This window comes from Roseateles paludis (assembly GCF_039872745.1).
Classification (GTDB): Bacteria; Pseudomonadota; Gammaproteobacteria; order Burkholderiales; family Burkholderiaceae_C; genus Pelomonas; species Pelomonas paludis.
Genome location: NZ_JBDPZD010000002.1, coordinates 657,985 through 673,922 on the forward strand (window position 1 = coordinate 657,985; position 15,938 = coordinate 673,922).

At 68.4% G+C, this 15,938-nt stretch carries 17 protein-coding genes; 11 read left to right on the forward strand and 6 right to left on the reverse strand.

Features of this window, described 5'->3' with window-relative positions:
* Window positions 1–64: 64 nt before the first annotated feature.
* Window positions 65–1,234 (forward strand): TIGR04552 family protein, encoded by a 1,170-nt coding sequence (locus ABDJ85_RS08965; RefSeq protein ID WP_347704413.1) that lies wholly within the window; start codon window positions 65–67, stop codon window positions 1,232–1,234.
* On the opposite strand, the gene ABDJ85_RS08970 is transcribed toward ABDJ85_RS08965, so the two are convergent.
* Window positions 1,225–2,142 (reverse strand): LysR family transcriptional regulator, encoded by a 918-nt coding sequence (locus ABDJ85_RS08970; protein ID WP_347704414.1) that lies wholly within the window; start codon window positions 2,140–2,142, stop codon window positions 1,225–1,227. The genes ABDJ85_RS08965 and ABDJ85_RS08970 overlap by 10 nt on opposite strands.
* 112 nt (window positions 2,143–2,254) lie before the next feature.
* Between ABDJ85_RS08970 and ABDJ85_RS08975 the strand changes: the two genes are divergently transcribed.
* The 3 genes from ABDJ85_RS08975 (at window position 2,255) to ABDJ85_RS08985 (ending at window position 6,139) form a co-directional block, all read left to right on the forward strand.
* The gene (locus ABDJ85_RS08975) at window positions 2,255–2,989 is read left to right on the forward strand and encodes an SDR family oxidoreductase (RefSeq protein ID WP_347704415.1); all 735 of its coding nucleotides are present in this window, start codon (window positions 2,255–2,257) and stop codon (window positions 2,987–2,989) included.
* A 73-nt stretch (window positions 2,990–3,062) separates the two neighbouring features.
* Entirely contained in the window at window positions 3,063–5,090 is a 2,028-nt protein-coding gene (locus ABDJ85_RS08980; protein ID WP_347704416.1) for a molybdopterin-containing oxidoreductase family protein, read from the forward strand.
* Between the two features lie 32 nt (window positions 5,091–5,122).
* Window positions 5,123–6,139, forward strand: coding sequence for an aminopeptidase (locus ABDJ85_RS08985; RefSeq protein WP_347704417.1), 1,017 nt, complete (start codon window positions 5,123–5,125; stop codon window positions 6,137–6,139).
* Here the strand turns inward: ABDJ85_RS08985 and ABDJ85_RS08990 are convergent.
* Window positions 6,136–7,509 carry a tetratricopeptide repeat protein gene (locus tag ABDJ85_RS08990; RefSeq protein WP_347704418.1) on the reverse strand — a complete coding sequence of 458 codons (1,374 nt, stop codon included), beginning with the start codon at window positions 7,507–7,509 and terminating at the stop codon, window positions 6,136–6,138. The two genes, ABDJ85_RS08985 and ABDJ85_RS08990, sit on opposite strands and share 4 nt — an antisense overlap.
* 223 nt (window positions 7,510–7,732) lie before the next feature.
* Between ABDJ85_RS08990 and ABDJ85_RS08995 the strand changes: the two genes are divergently transcribed.
* On the forward strand, window positions 7,733–8,056 hold the full coding sequence (locus ABDJ85_RS08995) for a polyhydroxyalkanoic acid system family protein (RefSeq protein WP_347704419.1): 324 nt from the start codon (window positions 7,733–7,735) through the stop codon (window positions 8,054–8,056).
* A gap of 21 nt (window positions 8,057–8,077) precedes the next feature.
* Here ABDJ85_RS08995 and ABDJ85_RS09000 read toward each other — a convergent pair whose 3' ends face one another.
* Window positions 8,078–8,329, reverse strand: coding sequence for an acyl-CoA-binding protein (locus tag ABDJ85_RS09000; protein WP_347704420.1), 252 nt, complete (start codon window positions 8,327–8,329; stop codon window positions 8,078–8,080).
* A 10-nt stretch (window positions 8,330–8,339) separates the two neighbouring features.
* Here ABDJ85_RS09000 and ABDJ85_RS09005 point away from each other — a divergent pair, with 10 nt between their 5' ends.
* Entirely contained in the window at window positions 8,340–9,839 is a 1,500-nt protein-coding gene (locus tag ABDJ85_RS09005; RefSeq protein WP_347704421.1) for a wax ester/triacylglycerol synthase family O-acyltransferase, read from the forward strand.
* 115 nt (window positions 9,840–9,954) lie between these two features.
* Here the strand turns inward: ABDJ85_RS09005 and ABDJ85_RS09010 are convergent, their stop codons facing one another.
* The 3 genes from ABDJ85_RS09010 to ABDJ85_RS09020 all read right to left on the reverse strand — a co-directional run bounded on the left by ABDJ85_RS09010 (window position 9,955) and on the right by ABDJ85_RS09020 (window position 11,863).
* The gene (locus tag ABDJ85_RS09010) at window positions 9,955–10,296 is read right to left on the reverse strand and encodes a hypothetical protein (RefSeq protein WP_347704422.1); all 342 of its coding nucleotides are present in this window, start codon (window positions 10,294–10,296) and stop codon (window positions 9,955–9,957) included.
* A 117-nt stretch (window positions 10,297–10,413) separates the two neighbouring features.
* Window positions 10,414–11,187, reverse strand: coding sequence for a tetratricopeptide repeat protein (locus tag ABDJ85_RS09015; protein ID WP_347704423.1), 774 nt, complete (start codon window positions 11,185–11,187; stop codon window positions 10,414–10,416).
* A gap of 19 nt (window positions 11,188–11,206) precedes the next feature.
* A complete protein-coding gene (locus tag ABDJ85_RS09020; RefSeq protein ID WP_347704424.1) occupies window positions 11,207–11,863 on the reverse strand; it encodes a TetR/AcrR family transcriptional regulator in 657 nt (218 codons plus the stop codon).
* A gap of 97 nt (window positions 11,864–11,960) precedes the next feature.
* Between ABDJ85_RS09020 and ABDJ85_RS09025 the strand changes: the two genes are divergently transcribed.
* Genes ABDJ85_RS09025 through hisD form a run of 5 tightly spaced genes read left to right on the forward strand, consistent with a single transcriptional unit; the run spans window position 11,961 to window position 15,860 of the window.
* On the forward strand, window positions 11,961–12,878 hold the full coding sequence (locus ABDJ85_RS09025) for an ABC transporter ATP-binding protein (protein WP_347704425.1): 918 nt from the start codon (window positions 11,961–11,963) through the stop codon (window positions 12,876–12,878).
* On the forward strand, window positions 12,875–13,630 hold the full coding sequence (locus ABDJ85_RS09030) for an ABC transporter permease (protein WP_347704426.1): 756 nt from the start codon (window positions 12,875–12,877) through the stop codon (window positions 13,628–13,630). The genes ABDJ85_RS09025 and ABDJ85_RS09030 overlap by 4 nt, the downstream gene beginning before the upstream one ends.
* Window positions 13,631–13,660: 30 nt before the next feature.
* Complete coding sequence (locus tag ABDJ85_RS09035; protein WP_347704427.1) at window positions 13,661–13,903, forward strand: BolA family protein; 243 nt, start codon at window positions 13,661–13,663, stop codon at window positions 13,901–13,903.
* Window positions 13,900–14,553 (forward strand): ATP phosphoribosyltransferase, encoded by a 654-nt coding sequence (gene hisG, locus ABDJ85_RS09040; protein WP_347704428.1) that lies wholly within the window; start codon window positions 13,900–13,902, stop codon window positions 14,551–14,553. The genes ABDJ85_RS09035 and hisG overlap by 4 nt, the downstream gene beginning before the upstream one ends.
* Window positions 14,550–15,860 carry a histidinol dehydrogenase gene (gene hisD, locus ABDJ85_RS09045; protein ID WP_347704429.1) on the forward strand — a complete coding sequence of 437 codons (1,311 nt, stop codon included), beginning with the start codon at window positions 14,550–14,552 and terminating at the stop codon, window positions 15,858–15,860. Before hisG ends, hisD begins: the two co-directional genes overlap by 4 nt.
* Window positions 15,861–15,938 lie beyond the last annotated feature (78 nt).

Consider the following 15,938-nt stretch of genomic DNA (forward strand, 5'->3'; position numbering starts at 1 on the left):
AAGGGGTGCCGGCCTATGCTGGCCCGCACCTCGCGCCTTGCACGTCGCACACCGCACCGCCTCCATGCCCGCTCTGCAGGCCTCGCTCAAGACCCACCAGCGCTTCTCGCTGAACTGGAGCTACCTCGAAGCCATCGCCGGCGGCGTCTCGGCCATCGACCTGGGCAGCCTGGCCCTGCGCCAGCTGAGTGATGCCAAGCAGTTCGCCCGCGAGTACGGCTACGACCTGGACCAGCCCGCCGTGCGGGCCTACTGCGCGCGCATCCACCGCGAGGCCGTGGACTTCGTGCGCCAGACCTTCCTCGCGCCCGAGCAGCACGGTGAGATCCCGCCCGAGGTGGCCGACGCTGCCGACCCGCTGCAGCTGCTGCTGATGGCCTCCTGCCGCACCCACTGCGTGGACGCGCGTCGGCTCTGGGCCTGCGCGGTGCTCAAGGTCATGCACGGCCTTTTCTACATCGACAGCAACCTCAAGCTGCGCCACTTCGAGGCCATCCGCCAGCAGGTGTTTGACGGCCTCGACGCCGTGCTGCGCTGCGAAGGCGAGCAGCACTGGCTGACCGATGGCGCGGTCTGCCTGCCTCTGGTGCATGTGGAGCACAAGCGCAACAAGAGCCGCCACAGCATCCTGCTCAAGCTGCTGCAAAAGCCCGAGTACGTGGCCGCCGACATCCACGACCACCTGGGCCTGCGCCTCACCCTGAACACCCGCATGGAGTGCCTGCTGGCGCTGGACCTGCTGCGCCGCGCCCACGTGGTGGCGCTGACCAACCTCGAAGTCAGCCGCACGCGCAACAGCCTGCTCGATTTGGCCGTGGCCAAGCAGGTCTTCAAGCGCTACCGCGCCTTGATCGACCGCGCCAGCGACTACCCGCTGGACCTGCTGCGCCAGATGGACCTGGAGCTGGCCGAACTGTGCGCGCGCCGCGCGCGGACCGACAGCCGCCACGCCAGCAACCCCCACACCGCCAGCGACTTCCACAGCCTGCAGCTGACGGTGCGCAAGATGATCCACCTGCCCGCCACCGAGCTCAGCCCCGCCATCGAAGGCCTGCTGGCCGAGCCGCCGGACGTGAGTTTTTTCTTCGCCTTCGAGATCCAGCTGATCGACGCAGCCAGTCTGGCCCACAGCCAGGACGGCGAGTCCAGCCACGAGGCCTACAAGCGCCGGCAGGTCAGTACGGCCAGGCGGCGGGTGCTGGGGCCGGAGCTGATCAGCCGGCTTCAGGCATAGCGGTCCAGGCCGTTCACCAGGCGCTGGCACAGGCGCGGCTCGCTCAGCCGCTCCAGCCACCAGGCCAGGGCTCGGCCTTCAACGCCTTCGCGCCAGCCCACGTACAAGGTGTTGGGCTCGCGAGGCACGGCCATCCGCTTGGGCACCAGCTCACCCCGCTGCAGCAGGGATGCCACCCGCGCCTCCGGCAGCCAGCCCACGCCCAGGCCGGCGCACTGCGCGGCGATCTTGGCCGCCATGCTGGGCAGGGCCAGCGTGGCCTGGCCGGCGCCGTGGCCGTAGGCGCGGCCTTCAGTGCGGCGCGAGCTGTCGGCCACCACCACGGCGCGGTGGGCGCGCATCTGGTCGGCACCCAGCGGCTCGGGCGCCTTGGCCAGCGGGTGGCGTGGCGCCACGGCATAGACCCAGCCCAGTTGCCCCAGCTCCTTCCAGCGCACGCCGGCATAGCTGGGCGGCTCGTTGGTGGCACCGATCACCAGGTCGGCACGGCCTTCGCTCAGCGCCTCCCAGGTGCCGCCCAGCACTTCGTGCGTGACACGCAGGCTGACGCCCGAGTCCAGCGCATCGAAGTCCTGGATCACGGGCAGCAGGCTCTCGAACTCCAGCAGCTCGTCGGTGACGATCCAGAGCCGCTCCTCCCAGCCCCGCGCCACCTGGCCCACGCGGCGGTTCAGGCGCTGCATGTCGTCGTGTAGGCGCGCAGCCTCCCGCACCAGCAGCTCGCCAGCCGCCGTGAGCTGTAGGCGGTAACGGCGGCGGTCGAACAGCAGGGCGTCGAAGCGCGCCTCGATCTGCCGCAGCGTGTAGGACACCGAGGACGGCGCCTTGCCCAGCCGCGCCGCCGCCCGCGTGAGGCTGCCACTCTCGCGCAGCGCCTCCATCAGCTGGATCTCTTCGTCGGTCAGCATGTTCAAAGGCTTCGCACATGTCGGCCAAGCGGCCCGGACGTCTTCTTGACCTGGATTGCCGAGTATCGAGTCCACGGCAACACCGCCGCTCAACGCACTCGAAAGGCCCCCCATGTCTCGCTTCGCAAACAAGACCGTCCTCGTCACCGGCGGCACCTCCGGCATCGGCCTGGCAGCCGCCCGCGCCTTTGCCGCCGAAGGCGCCCAGGTCATCGTCACCGCACGCCCCGGCAAGCCCGCCCAGGTGGACCCTGGCCTGGAGCTGATTGCCCTGGATGCTGCCGATGTCGCCGGCGCCCGCGCGCTGGCCGCCGACCTTGCGGCGGGCGGGCGGCGGCTTGACGCCGTCTTCGTCAACGCCGGCGTGGCCGAGTTCGCCCCGCTGGCCGACGCCAGCGAGGCCCTGTGGGACCGCAGCTTCGCCACCAATGCCAAGGGCGCGTTCTTCCTGATCCAGGCCCTGCGTCCAGTGCTGGCGCGCGGCGCGTCCATCGTGCTCAATGGCTCCATCAATGCGCACATCGGCATGCCCAACTCGGCCATCTACGCCGCCAGCAAAGCCGCGCTGATTTCGCTGGCCAAGACCTTGTCGGCCGAGCTGTTGCCGCAAGGGGCGCGCGTCAATGTCGTCAGCCCGGGGCCGGTGGCCACGCCGCTCTACGGCAAGCTCGGCTTTGACGCAGACACGCTCAAGCAGATGGCGGCGCAGATCCAGAGCCAGGTGCCGCTGGGCCGGTTCGGGACGCCCGAGGAGATCGCCTCGACGGTGCTGCACCTGGCCGCGCCCGAGTCGGCCTTCATCGTCGGCTCCGAGATCGTGGTGGACGGCGGCATGAGCCAGCTCTGAGTGCGTCCGGCCCGCTTGGGGGCTTTAGCGCGGGCGTTGACAATCGACGCTCACGCCGTAGCCCCTCGCCGCCATGTCTGCCGTCCTCTCCCGCACCGTGAACGGGGCCTGCCCCCATGACTGCCCTGACACCTGCGCGATGCAGGTCACCGTCGAGAACGAACGCGTGGTGCGCATCGTGGGCCGGCAGGACCACCCCAGCACCCATGGCGCGCTGTGCACCAAGGTCTCGCGCTATGCCGAGCGCACCTACCACCCGGACCGCCTGCTGCACCCGCTGCGCCGCGTCAGCCGCAAGGACGAGGCCCCGCGCTTCGAGCGCGTGAGCTGGGCCGAGGCCCTGGCCGACATCGCAGCGCGCCTCAAGGCCATCGCCGCGCGCGACCCGCAGGCCATCCAGCCCTACAGCTATGCCGGCACCATGGGCCTGCTGCAGGGCGAGGCCATGGCCGGGCGCTTCTTCAACAAGCTCGGCGCCGCGCGGCTGGACCGCACCATCTGCGCGATGGCAGGCGGCAATGCCATGCTTGAAGCCTACGGCGGCAAGATCGGCATGCACTACCGGCACTTCGCGGGCAGCCAGCTGATCCTGATCTGGGGCAGCAATGCGATCACGTCCAACCTGCACTTCTGGACTTTTGCGCAGGCCGCCAAGCGCAATGGCGCACGGCTGATCTGCATCGACCCACGCCGCACCGAGACGGCCGAGAAGTGCCACCAGCACATCGCCCTGCTGCCCGGCACCGACGGCGCGCTGGCCCTGGGGCTGATGCACGAGCTGATCCAGCACGACTGGCTGGATCACGACTACCTGCGCCAGCACGTGGACGGCTTTGAGGAGCTGCGCGCGAAAGCCTTGGCCTGGCCGCCCGAGTGCACGGCCGCCGAGTGCGGCATCACCGCCGACGAGGTGCGCGAGCTGGCCCGCGTCTATGCCACCACCAAGCCCGCCGCCATCCGCCTCAACTACGGCATGCAACGCGTGCGCGGCGGCGGCAATGCGGTGCGCCTGATTGCCATGCTGCCCTGCCTGACCGGCGCCTGGCGGCACGAGAGCGGCGGCCTGCTGCTCTCGGGCTCGGGCTGGTTTGCGCCCTTCAAGCGCGCTGATCTGGAGCGCCCCGAGCTGCTGGCCGGCCGCACGCCGCGCACGGTCAATATGAGCACCATCGGCGACGACCTGCTGCGCGAGGCGAACCCGGCGTTTGGCCCGCGCATCGAGGCCCTCATCGTCTACAACAGCAACCCGGTGGCGGTGGCGCCCGAGTCGCGCAAGGTGGTGGCGGGCTTCCAGCGCAGCGACCTCCTCACCGTGGTGCTGGAGCACTTCATGACCGACACGGCCGACCTGGCCGACTACGTGCTGCCGGCCACCACGCAGCTGGAGCACCTGGACGTGCACACCACCTACGGCCACACCGATGTGCTGATGAACCACCCGGCCATCGCCCCGCTGGGCGAGGCCAAGCCCAACACGCAGATCTTCCGCGAGCTGGCCGCTGCCATGGGCTTTGACGACCCCTGCCTCGCCGACACCGACGAGCAGATGGCCGACCAGGCCTTCACGCCCGAGATCGACATGGCCCTGCTGCGGCGCGACGGCATCCACCCGCTGCCCCTGCCCGAGGCGCCGTTTGCGAACGGGGCTTTCCGCACCCCCAGCGGCAAGGCGCAGGCCGGTGGTTGCGACTACGTGCCCAACTACGAGAGCGTGCGCAGCAACCCCGAGCTGGCCGCCCGCTACCCGCTGGCCATGATCTCGCCGCCGGCGCGCAACTTCATGAACTCCACGTTTGCCAACGTCGAGAGCCTGCGCCAGGCCGAGGGCGAGCCGCTGCTGGAGATGCACCCCGACGACGCCGCAGCGCGCGGCCTGCAGGACGGCAAGCTGGTGGCCGCCTTCAATGACCGTGGCCGCTATGTGTGCCGGCTGCGCATCAGCCTGCGGGCGCGGGCGGGCGTGGTCCATGGCCTGGGCGTGTGGTGGCGCAAGCAGGGCGTGCAAGGCACCAATGTGAATGAACTGACGCATCAGCGCCTGACCGACATCGGCGCTGCGCCAGCCTTTTACGACTGCCTGGTCGAGGTGGCGGCCGCGTGAACTGGGGCGCGCACTGGCGCCGCCGCCTGACCGTGGCCGCTGTCCTCACCGGCGTGCTGCTCGGCAGCGCGGCCCTGGTGGGATGCGCCAACCTCAGTCACTGGTCGCAGGCTGTGAGCGGCCATCTGGGCGTGCTGCGCGCGGCCCGGCCGGTGGATGAGTGGCTGGGCGACCCGGCCACGCCACCCCGGCTCGCCGAGCGCCTGCGCCTGACGCAGCAGATGCGCCGCTTTGCCACCGAGCGGCTCGCGCTGCCGGACAACAGCAGCTACACCCGCTACGCCGACCTGGGCCGCAACGCGGCGGTCTGGAACGCCGTGGCGGCCCCGGAGTTCGGCTTCACGCTCAAGACCTGGTGCTACCCGCTGATGGGCTGTGCCGGCTATCGCGGCTACTTTCACTTGGCGGCGGCACGCGCTGAAGTTGAGGCGCTGCGCCAGGCCGGTTGGGACGCCCAGGTCATCCCCGTGCCGGCCTACTCGACCCTGGGCTGGAGCGGCTGGCTGGGCGGTGACCCGCTGCTCAACACCTTTGTCCAGCGCGAGGAAGGCGAGCTGGCGGCCCAGCTCTTCCACGAGCTGGCGCACCAGAAGGTCTATGTGGCCGACGACACCGGCTTCAACGAAGCCTATGCCTCGGCGGTGGAGCTGCTGAGCGCGCGCCAGTGGCTGGCTGGCAAGCCCGAGGCGCTGGCTGCGTTTGAGGCCGGGCGGGCGCAGCGCGAGAACTTCCTGGCCCAGGCGCGCGCGCTGCGTGATCGCCTGGGCGCGCTGTATGCGCTCGACCTGCCGCTGGCCGAGAAGCGCGCCCGCAAGCAGGCCCTGCTGCGCTCGGCCCAGGCCCCGTCCGGCTACGAGCGCTGGTTTGCGGCCGCCAACAACGCCAATCTGGCGCTGCTGGGCGCATATGAAGACCTGGTGCCGGGCTTTGTGCGGCTGTTCGAACGCTGCGGCAGCGACTGGCCACGCTTCCACGCCGCCGTGGCGGCGCTGGCGCCCCTATCGCCAACCGAGCGCCGGGCGCGACTGGCCAGCGATGCAGCGCCTTAGAAACTCATCCGGCGGCCACTGTTGCCGTTGCCAGACCCGGTCGGCCGCACCTGCCACAGGCCCCAGGCGGCCACGCCCGCCAGCAGCAGGCACAGCACCAGCCGCGGCGCCGAGTGCCCTGGGGGCGTGAAGGCCCAGACCAAGGGCGTGCTGAGCGAGGCCACCGCCAGCGCGGCATAGGCCCAGACCTGGCGGGGTACGCTGTTATGGGTGAGGAAACTGCCCGACCCCAGCGGCGACGGGCGGGCTTTCTCGCCACGGCGGCGGGTCTCGGCACGCAGCTCGGTGGCTTCGCGGGCGCGGCTCTCAAGGCGCATGCGCTCCATGCGACGCTCGCGCAGCACCTCGCGCAGGTTGGAGGTCATCTCGAAGCGCGACGCCAGCGCGCGCACCTGGTTCAGCTCGCGCTGCTTGACGCGCAGGCCATGGGCCTTGAGGTTGGAGCCCAGCGCACGCGCGCGCAGAAAGAGGGCGCGGGCGGCCAGCGGGTCGGCCGAGCAGCCGTGGCCGGCGTCCAGGCAGGAGGCCAGGCCAAAGGTGGCATCGGCATGGCCCAGCGCTGCCGCATCGAGGTAGAGCTGGAAGCCGCGCTCGGGCTCGGCCGCACCGCCCCAGCCGGCCACCAGCAGGCGGCCGAGCTGGTAGCGGGCCTCGGCAGCGCCGTCCGCTTGGCCGCGCTCCAGCCACTCGCGGGCTTGGCGCGTGTCGCGGTCGGTGCCCACGCCGTGCAGGTAGCACATCGCCAGCTCGAGCGCCGCACGCGGATGCCCTTCAGTCGCTGCGCGCTGCAGGCAACGCAGGGCCTGCTCGGGGTTGGGCTCGCCCAGCTGCGGGCGGAGCAGGGCCTTGCCCCGCTGGAACAAGGCCTCGGCCTGGCTGCTGACCTGGCGGGATGGCGAATCGGCCGGCGACTCAGCCAGCGCCGCCTCGGTGACGGAGCGCACCGAATTGCGCCACACCGCGTCGCTGCGCGAGCTGTAGCTGCGCGACGCCTGCCAGGACGAGATCTCGTCGATGCTGGGCATGATGACCACGTCCTCGGCCTCGCCGACCACGCTGCCATCGGACAGGTGCACCACGCCGCTGACGTTGTCAGCCACGTGCAGGCCCAGCTCCTGGGCACGCGAGATCAGCATGGACAGCGCGGCCTCGAAGCGCGGGCTGTCGGCGTCCATGGCGATGTCCAGCACAGGCGCCGCCAGATCGACGCGGCGCAGGTCGTCGAGCCAGAGCGGGTCGCTGTCAATAGCGTCAAAACGCTCGATCAAGCTGTGTGCAAGCGTGTGGAACTGCAAGGGCCCGGGCTGCATGGCCTGGCGCAACAGCAGGCGCTGCGCGTCGGCCTCGAAGCCATCGCGCGGTAGGCTCATATCGGGCGGTTGCGCCCAGACTTGGACAAAGAAATTCACGTCGTCCCCCACCACTTCGTTTGTAACGGGATTGTTCCGAATCCGGTGAAAAGTGACATCCGGGGTGTCCACGACGCTGTTTCCAGTGACACACCCCGTAACCCGGACCTTGACGCGCTGCGCCAGATGTCACTGTTAGAGACCTGACTTAGAGTCCCGCCATCACACCGAGGAGACGCCGTCCATGGCCGACATCCACCTGCACCGCGCGCATGCGCTCGGGCTCGACAAGGCCCGCGAGATCGCCCAGACCTGGGCCGAGCATGTCGAAGCCAAGTTCGACATGGAGTGCACGATCTACGAGGGAGAGGACAGCGACACCGTCGAGTTCACACGCTCGGGCGTGCGCGGCGAGCTGCAGGTGGCGGCCGACCACTTCGAGCTGTCCGCCAAGCTCGGTCTGCTGCTCGGGGCCTTCAAGTCCACCATCGAATCCGAGATCGAGAAAGAACTCGACAGCCTGCTCGCGGCGCAAAAAAAGCCGGCTTCCAAGAAGAAGCCGGCTTGATGGAACAGGGGCGGGAGGCGCTTACTTCAGCGACTCGATCAGGTCCACATACTCCTGCATCGCCTCGTCGGCACTCTTGCCTTTGAACTCGTTCCAGGCGTCCCACTTGGCGCGGCCGACCATGTCGGTGAAGCCGGGGCGCTTGCCGTCCACATCACCACTGCTGGCCTGCTTGTAGAGCGCGTAGATCTTCAGCAGGGTCATGTTGTCTGGCCGTTCGGGCAGGTTCTTGGAGGCGGCCACGGCGGCCTCGAACTGGTCTTTCAGCGTCACGGGGTTCTCCATGCAGAATCGTGCGCCAAGTTTATGCCGCAAGGAGCCAGCAGTGAGCCAGCACCGGGAACGCATGTCCAAGGTGGACACCGCATGGCTGCGGATGGACACCGACGCCAACCTGATGATGATCATCGGCGTGTGGTTCCTGCGGCCAGGCATCACGGCAGAACAACTGCGCGAGCGCGTGGCCGAGCGGCTGCTGGGCTACCCGCGCTTTCGCCAGCGTGTCGTCGAAGACCCGCTGATGGGCGCCGAATGGCAGCTGGACCCGCACTTCGACATCGCCCGCCATGTGGTCAAGGAAGAGCTGCTGCCCATGCGTGGCCAAAGCCGCGACGACGCGCTGCGGGCACGTGTGGGCGAGCTGGCCGCCCAGCCGCTGGACCCTGCCCACCCGCTCTGGCAGTTCCAGCTGATCGAGGACGTCGGGGACGGCAGCAGCGCACTCATCGCCCGCATCCACCACTGCATTGCCGACGGCATCGCACTGATCGCGGTGATGCTGTCCATCACCGATGGCGGCAAGCCGCCGCCCAAGCCGGCGGCGCGCAGCAAGCCTGAGCCCGAGGACGACCACGACTGGCTGATGAACGCGGTGCTGCGCCCGCTGTCCAACCTGACGGTCAAGGCCATCGGCCTGGCCGGCGGCGGCCTGGCCAAGGGTGTGGACAAGGTGATGGACGCGGCCACCCAGCCCCCGCAGCCGCTCGACACCTCGCTGGAGGTGGCGCGCCTGGGCTACCAGGCAGTGTCCGACGTGGCCGCCTTTGCCCTGATGCCCGACGACTCGCACACCCGCCTCAAGGGCAAGCCCGGCACGCAAAAGCGGGTGGCCTGGGACGACGGCCTGCTGCTGGACGAGGTCAAGGTCGTGGGCAAGGCGCTGGGCGCCTCGATCAACGACGTGCTGCTGTCCTGCGTGGCGGGCGCCATCGGCCGCTACCTGCTGGACAAGGGCGAGGACCCGGCCGGCAAGGAGATCCGGGCCATGGTGCCCGTCAATCTGCGCCCGCTGGAGGACGCCTGGAAGCTGGGCAACCGCTTTGGCCTCGTGCCCCTGGTGCTGCCCATCGGCATTGCCAACCCGGTGGAGCGGCTGTTTGCGGTGCGTGCCCGCATGAACGAACTCAAGGGCAGCTTCCAGCCGGTGATGGCCTTTGGCCTGCTGTCGGTGGCGGGGCTGCTGATCAAGCCGGTGCAGCACGCGATGCTGAACATCTTTGCCAAGAAGGCAACGGCGGTGATGACCAATGTGCCCGGCCCGGCGCAGGCGCTGAGTTTTTGCGGCTCGACGGTCGAGAAGGTGATGTTCTGGGTGCCGCAGTCGGGCGACATCGGCATGGGTGTCAGCATCCTGACCTATGCCGGCAAGGTGCAGTTCGGCCTGATCACCGACAGCGGCCTGTGCCCGGACCCCGAGGCCATCATTGCCAACTTCGCGCCCGAGTTCGAGCGGCTGCTGTGGCTAGCGCTGATGCTGCCCTGGGGCGAGCAAGAGCTGGATTGACGGCGACAGGCCAAAAAAAAGGGCGCTTCGTGAGAAGCGCCCAAATATTGTGGAGTTCACCGGAAGGCCGCTCCCGCACAGCGGCCAAGGCTCTATACAGCGGGTTTGCTCGTCGTCAGAGCTTGAAGGGCTCTGCCTTGGATTTCTTCAGCGTCGGCCGGCCGGCAGCGGTCGGGTAGGCAGACATCACCTTGACCGGATCGGCCTTGGTGTCGAGGTAGGCGGCGTACTGCAGCTGGGTGCAGGGCAGCAGCTTGCCGGGCTTGGCCTCGCCCTTGTACTTGCCATGGGCGTAGACGAACTGGAATTCGTTGCTCGCCGTGCCAATGGGCAGCGTGCTGGTCTCGGAATAGCTCTTGGCGCATTCAGCGCGCAACTCGGCTTGCTCGGCCTTGCTGGTGTCGGCAGCCTGTGCAGCGAAGCTGGTGGCGGCCAGGGCGATCAGGAGGTATTTCATCGTGCGGCTCTTGCGGTCAGGGAGAAGCGATGGAACGAAGCTTAAGCGTTTGGCCCGCGCTTGCACAACGATGACATCCCCCAAGCAGGGACATGCAAACGCGGGGGCCGACGATGCCTATTCGTCGAGTTCCTCGCGCGCGACAGCGATGTCCAGCGCCTCCATCGCGTCCATGGCTTCGCAGGCGGCGGCCTGGGCGTAGAGCGTTTCGGCCTCACCCATGCGCTTGTCGCCCTCCAGCATCACCAGGCCGTTGGCGCGCTCGATCATGGCAATGGCGCTGGTGGGGTTGAGCTTCAAGGCCTGCTCGAACATCTTGAGCCCGGTGGCGGTGTCGGCGCCCTGGGTCTTGCCCAGCAGCTTGCCCACCTTGTCGATCACTTCGGCATGGAAGGCGCCCAGCGCGATGTGCGCATCCGCATGCTTGGGGGCGAGCTTGATGGTCATCTCCAGCGCCGTCTTGACCTTGCCGCCCAAGCCCTGGGCCAAGGCCTTGGTGACGCTGATGCCCTGGCTGTAGCGGCCCAGCGCATAGGCCTGCCAGTAATAGGCGTTGGCGTTCTTGGGCTCGGCGCCTTGCTGGGCTGAGGCCCGCTCGGCCACTTCCAGGAACATCTCCAGCTTCACCTTCTCCTTCTTCTCCAGGTAGTTGGCGTAGATGGCCTGGGCCTTGTTGGCCACGGTGACGCCTGCACCACCTGCGGCCAGGCCGGCCTCATACGCCGCCTGGAACTCGCCCGCATGGAAGTGGATCCAGGCCTGCACCACCTCGGCCTCCTTGGGGAAGGGCTCGGCATCGCCGGCGTGCAGTCGGGCCCAGTGCTTCTTGAGCGTGGCGGGCGTGTAGGCGAAGGCGCTGTTGTCGTCGGGGAAGGCGGTCCACTTGGCCATGGCAGGTCTCCTTGATGCGTTATTGATATTCGCCGGCAAGCTTGAACAGATGATCCTTGGAGGCGGGCTCCAGGTAGGGCAAAAGCAGGGACAGCACGTGGAAGGCGCCGCGCATCAGCGAGGCGCCGGCCCGGTCGGGCTCCAGCGCATGGCGCGGGTCACGCACGTACTCGTAGCTCAGCCAGTAGCTGAGCAGCACCACCATGGACTGGCCCGTGGGCCCCGCCTCGCGCGGCTCCATCTTGAGCGCGCCGCCCAGGTGCAGGCCGGCCAGCACATTGCGCATGGCCGTGGCCTTGTGGTCCAGCAACGTCTGGAAGTGCGTCTCCAGGCGGCGGTTCTTGGACAGCAGATCGTTCAGGTCGCGGTAGAGGAAGCGGTGCTTCCAGAGCAGCTCGAACAGCATGTGGAAGAACAGCCAGGCGTCCTCCACGTTGCGCACGCCCTCCGAGGCTGCCAGCAGGCGCTCCAGCTCGTCCTCGTAGCGACCGAAGAGCGCGTTGATCAGCTCGTCCTTGGCCGGGTAGTGGTAGTAAAGGTTGCCGGGGCTGATGCGCAGCTCGGCCGAGATCAGCGTCGTGGAGACATTGGGCTCGCCAAAGCGGTTGAAGAGGTCGAGCGTGACCTCCAGGATCCGCTCGGCGGTGCGGCGGGGCTTCTTTGGCGGCTGCGGCATGAGACGGCAAGGCCGGCGGTGGCCCGGGGAAGATGCGCTAAGGTCATTCTGGCAGCGAACCCCGCCCCCGGCGCCGCGATTTCTAGAATGCGCCCCCATGTCGCCTCCCGCCCCGCCCGCGATCCAGTTCCAGAACGTCAGCAAGAGCTACCGCAACGGCCAGGTCCGTGCGCTCGATGGCGTCAGTTTTGACATCCACCCCGGTGAGTTCTTCGGGCTGCTCGGGCCCAACGGCGCCGGCAAGACCACCTTGATCAGCATCCTCGCCGGCCTCGCGCGCGCCAGCGGCGGCAGCGTCAAGGTGCTGGGCCACTGCGTGGTGGACGACTACGCCGCCGCCCGCCGCGCGCTGGGGGTGGTGCCGCAGGAGCTGGTCTTCGACCCCTTCTTCAGCGTGCGCGAGACCCTGCGCATCCAGAGCGGCTACTTCGGCGTGCAGAACAACGACGCCTGGATCGACGAGCTGCTCGCCGAACTGGGTCTATCGGACAAAGCCAATGCCAATATGCGCCAGCTCTCGGGCGGCATGAAGCGCCGCGTGCTGGTGGCCCAGGCCCTGGTGCACCGGCCGCCCGTCATCGTGCTGGACGAGCCCACCGCCGGCGTCGATGTGGAGCTGCGCCAGACACTCTGGAAGTTCATCAGCCGCCTCAACCGCGAAGGGCACGCCGTGCTGCTGACCACGCACTACCTGGAGGAGGCCGAGGCCCTGTGCCAGCGCATCGGCATGCTCAAGCAGGGCAAGCTGGTGGCGCTGGACCGCACCTCGGCCCTGCTCAGCGGCAAGGCCGCCACCATGCTGCGCTTCAAGACCGATGCAGTTCTGCCTGCCGAGCTGGCCAGCCACGCGCGGGTGACCGGCCGCATCGTGCAGCTCAAGGCCCACGATGCGAGCGAGGTCGAGGGCCTGCTCGCGCGCTTGCGAGCGGCGCAGGTGCCGATTGAAGACCTGGAGATCGGCCGCGCCGACCTGGAAGACGTCTTCCTTGAAATCATGCAGGGAGCCTCGGCATGAACGGCGCCTCGACCCTTTTCTACAAGGAAGTCCTGCGCTTCTGGAAGGTCAGCTTCCAGACCGTCGCGGCGCCGGTGCTGACGGCGGTGATGTACCTGCTGGTCTTCGGCCGTGCGCTAGAGGACCACGTCAAGGTCTACGAGACCGTGTCCTACACGGCCTTCCTGATCCCCGGCCTCGTGATGATGAGCGTGTTGCAAAACGCCTTTGCCAACAGCAGCTCCAGCCTCATCCAAAGCAAGATCACCGGCAACCTCGTCTTCCTGTTGCTCACGCCCTTGTCGCACTGGGCCTGGTTCTCGGCCTATGTGGGCGCGGCCGTGGTGCGCGGTGTGGCAGTGGGGGCTGGTGTGCTGCTGGTGACGGCCTGGTTTGCGCCGCCCGGGCTGGCCAACGTCGGGTGGGTGCTGGCCTTCACGCTGCTGGGCGCCGGCCTGATGGGCACGCTGGGGCTGATTGCCGGGCTCTGGGCCGAGAAGTTCGACCAACTGGCCGCCTTCCAGAACTTCATCATCATGCCCATGACCTTTTTGTCGGGCGTGTTCTATTCGGTGCACTCGCTGCCCGGCTTCTGGCAGGGCATCAGCCACCTCAACCCCTTCTTCTACATGATCGACGGCTTCCGCCACGGCTTCTTTGGCGTCAGCGATGTGTCACCGTGGTTGAGCCTGACGGTGGTGTTTGCAAGCTTCGTGCTGGCGGCAGGCCTGGCTCTCAACCTCCTGAAGCGGGGCTACAAGCTCAGGACCTAAAATTTCGGGTTTCCCCGCCCCACGCGCACCATGGCCGACCCGACCCCTGACGAAGTCCGTTCCTACATCGCCGCCGGCCTGCCCTGCGAGCACCTGGAGGTCGAGGGCGATGGCCGGCATTTCTTCGCCACCATCGTCACGGCCGAATTTGCGGGCCTGTCGCGCGTGCGGCGCCACCAGCGGGTCTATGCGGCCCTGGGCGAGCGCATGAAGGAACAGATCCACGCCCTCTCGATGAAGACCCTGACGCCCGAGGAGTGGCGCACCGCATGATCACGCTCGCTCTCTCCAAAGGCCGCATCTTCCAAGAGACCCTGCCCCTGTTGGCTGCGGCTGGCATTGAAGTCCTCGAAGACCCCGAGACCTCGCGCAAGCTGATCCTCGCCACCAACCAGCCCGATGTGCGTGTGGTGCTGGTGCGCGCCAGCGATGTGCCCACCTATGTGCAATACGGCGGCGCCGACCTCGGTGTGGCCGGGCGCGATGTGCTGCATGAGCAGGCGCTGGCCAGCGATGGTGCGCCAGGCCTCTACCAGCCGCTCGACCTCAAGATCGCCCGCTGCCGCATGAGCGTGGCCACGCGCGTGGACTTCGACTACGCCGCCGCCATCAAGCAGGGCTCGCGCATCCGCGTGGCCACCAAATACACCGAGACCGCCCGCCAGCACTTTGCCGACAAGGGCGTGCACGTCGACTTGATCAAGCTGTACGGCTCGATGGAGCTGGCCCCGTTGACCGGCCTGGCCGACGCCATCGTCGACCTCGTCTCCACCGGCGGCACGCTCAAGGCCAACAAGCTCGTCGAGGTCGAGTCCTTCATGGAGATCTCGTCCCGCCTCGTCGTCAACCAGGCCGCCCTCAAGCTCAAGCGCGACAAGTTGCGCGCCTTGATCGACGCTTTCGCCTCGGCGATTCCCGCATGATCAAGCTGCGTCAACTCGACACCGCCAGCAGCAGCTTCGAAGCCGACTTCGAGCAACTGCGCCACTGGTCGGCCGAGACCGACGCCGCCATCGAAGGCCGCGTGGCCGAGATCCTGGCTGACGTTCAGGCACGCGGCGATGCGGCCGTGCTCGAGTACACCGCGCGCTTCGACCGCGTCCAGGCCCAGAGCATGGCCGACCTGCAGATCAGCGCCGCCGACCTGAAGGCCGCGTTCGAGAGTCTGCCGCCCGCGCAAGCCCAGGCCCTGCAAGCCGCCGCCGAGCGCGTGCGCCGCTATCACGAGCGCCAGCTTGAGGCCTGCGGCCGCAGCTGGAGCTACCGCGACGAAGACGGCACCCTGCTCGGCCAGAAGGTCACCCCGCTCGACCGCGTTGGCATCTACGTGCCCGGCGGCAAGGCCGCCTACCCGAGCAGCGTGCTGATGAACGCCCTGCCCGCCCACGTGGCTGGCGTCGGCGAAATCATCATGGTCGTGCCCACACCGGACGGCACCCGCAACCCCCTGGTGCTGGCCGCCGCCCACGTGGCCGGCGTGCACCGCGTCTTCACCGTCGGTGGCGCCCAAGCCGTGGCGGCCCTGGCCTATGGCACGGCCACCGTGCCGCGCGTGGACAAGATCACCGGCCCGGGCAATGCCTATGTGGCCTCGGCCAAGAAGCATGTGTTCGGCCAGGTTGGCATCGACATGATTGCCGGCCCGAGCGAGATCCTGGTGCTGGCCGATGGCAGCACGCCGCCCGACTGGGTCGCCATGGACCTCTTCAGCCAGGCCGAGCACGACGAGCTGGCGCAAAGCATCCTGCTCTGCCCCGATGCCGCCTACCTGGGCGAGGTGCGCGCCGCCATCGAGCGCCTGCTGCCCACCATGCCCCGCCAGGCCATCATCAAGGCCTCGCTCGAAGGGCGCGGCGCCCTGGTGCTGACGCGCTCGATGGAAGAGGCCTGCGAGATCTCCAACCGCATCGCCCCCGAGCATCTGGAGGTGGCGGCTGCCGAACCGCACCGCTGGGAGCCGCTGCTCAGGCACGCGGGCGCCATCTTCCTGGGCGCCTACACCAGTGAGTCGCTGGGCGACTACTGCGCCGGCCCCAACCACGTGCTGCCCACCAGCAGCACGGCGCGCTTCTCGTCGCCGCTGGGCGTCTACGACTTCCAAAAGCGCTCCAGCCTCATCGAGGTCAGCGAGGCCGGCGCCCAGTTGCTGGGCCCCATCGCTGCCGAGCTGGCCTATGGCGAGGGCCTGCAGGGCCATGCCCGAGCGGCCGAGCTGCGGCTCAAACGCTGAGCTGCGCGTCAGCGCCTTTTCCCGCTTTCGATCGGGATCAACGAGCATCCGCAAGGCTGGGTCGCGCGACTAGACTCG

Coding starts and splice junctions, on each gene's coding strand:
- ABDJ85_RS08965 (WP_347704413.1), top strand. CDS start 65: ATGCCCGCTCTGCAGGCCTCGCTCAAGACCCACCAGCGCTTCTCGCTG.
- ABDJ85_RS08970 (WP_347704414.1), bottom strand. CDS start 2,142: ATGCTGACCGACGAAGAGATCCAGCTGATGGAGGCGCTGCGCGAGAGT.
- ABDJ85_RS08975 (WP_347704415.1), top strand. CDS start 2,255: ATGTCTCGCTTCGCAAACAAGACCGTCCTCGTCACCGGCGGCACCTCC.
- ABDJ85_RS08980 (WP_347704416.1), top strand. CDS start 3,063: ATGTCTGCCGTCCTCTCCCGCACCGTGAACGGGGCCTGCCCCCATGAC.
- ABDJ85_RS08990 (WP_347704418.1), bottom strand. CDS start 7,509: ATGAGCCTACCGCGCGATGGCTTCGAGGCCGACGCGCAGCGCCTGCTG.
- ABDJ85_RS08995 (WP_347704419.1), top strand. CDS start 7,733: ATGGCCGACATCCACCTGCACCGCGCGCATGCGCTCGGGCTCGACAAG.
- ABDJ85_RS09005 (WP_347704421.1), top strand. CDS start 8,340: ATGCAGAATCGTGCGCCAAGTTTATGCCGCAAGGAGCCAGCAGTGAGC.
- ABDJ85_RS09010 (WP_347704422.1), bottom strand. CDS start 10,296: ATGAAATACCTCCTGATCGCCCTGGCCGCCACCAGCTTCGCTGCACAG.
- ABDJ85_RS09015 (WP_347704423.1), bottom strand. CDS start 11,187: ATGGCCAAGTGGACCGCCTTCCCCGACGACAACAGCGCCTTCGCCTAC.
- ABDJ85_RS09020 (WP_347704424.1), bottom strand. CDS start 11,863: ATGCCGCAGCCGCCAAAGAAGCCCCGCCGCACCGCCGAGCGGATCCTG.
- ABDJ85_RS09025 (WP_347704425.1), top strand. CDS start 11,961: ATGTCGCCTCCCGCCCCGCCCGCGATCCAGTTCCAGAACGTCAGCAAG.
- ABDJ85_RS09030 (WP_347704426.1), top strand. CDS start 12,875: ATGAACGGCGCCTCGACCCTTTTCTACAAGGAAGTCCTGCGCTTCTGG.
- ABDJ85_RS09035 (WP_347704427.1), top strand. CDS start 13,661: ATGGCCGACCCGACCCCTGACGAAGTCCGTTCCTACATCGCCGCCGGC.
- hisG (WP_347704428.1), top strand. CDS start 13,900: ATGATCACGCTCGCTCTCTCCAAAGGCCGCATCTTCCAAGAGACCCTG.
- hisD (WP_347704429.1), top strand. CDS start 14,550: ATGATCAAGCTGCGTCAACTCGACACCGCCAGCAGCAGCTTCGAAGCC.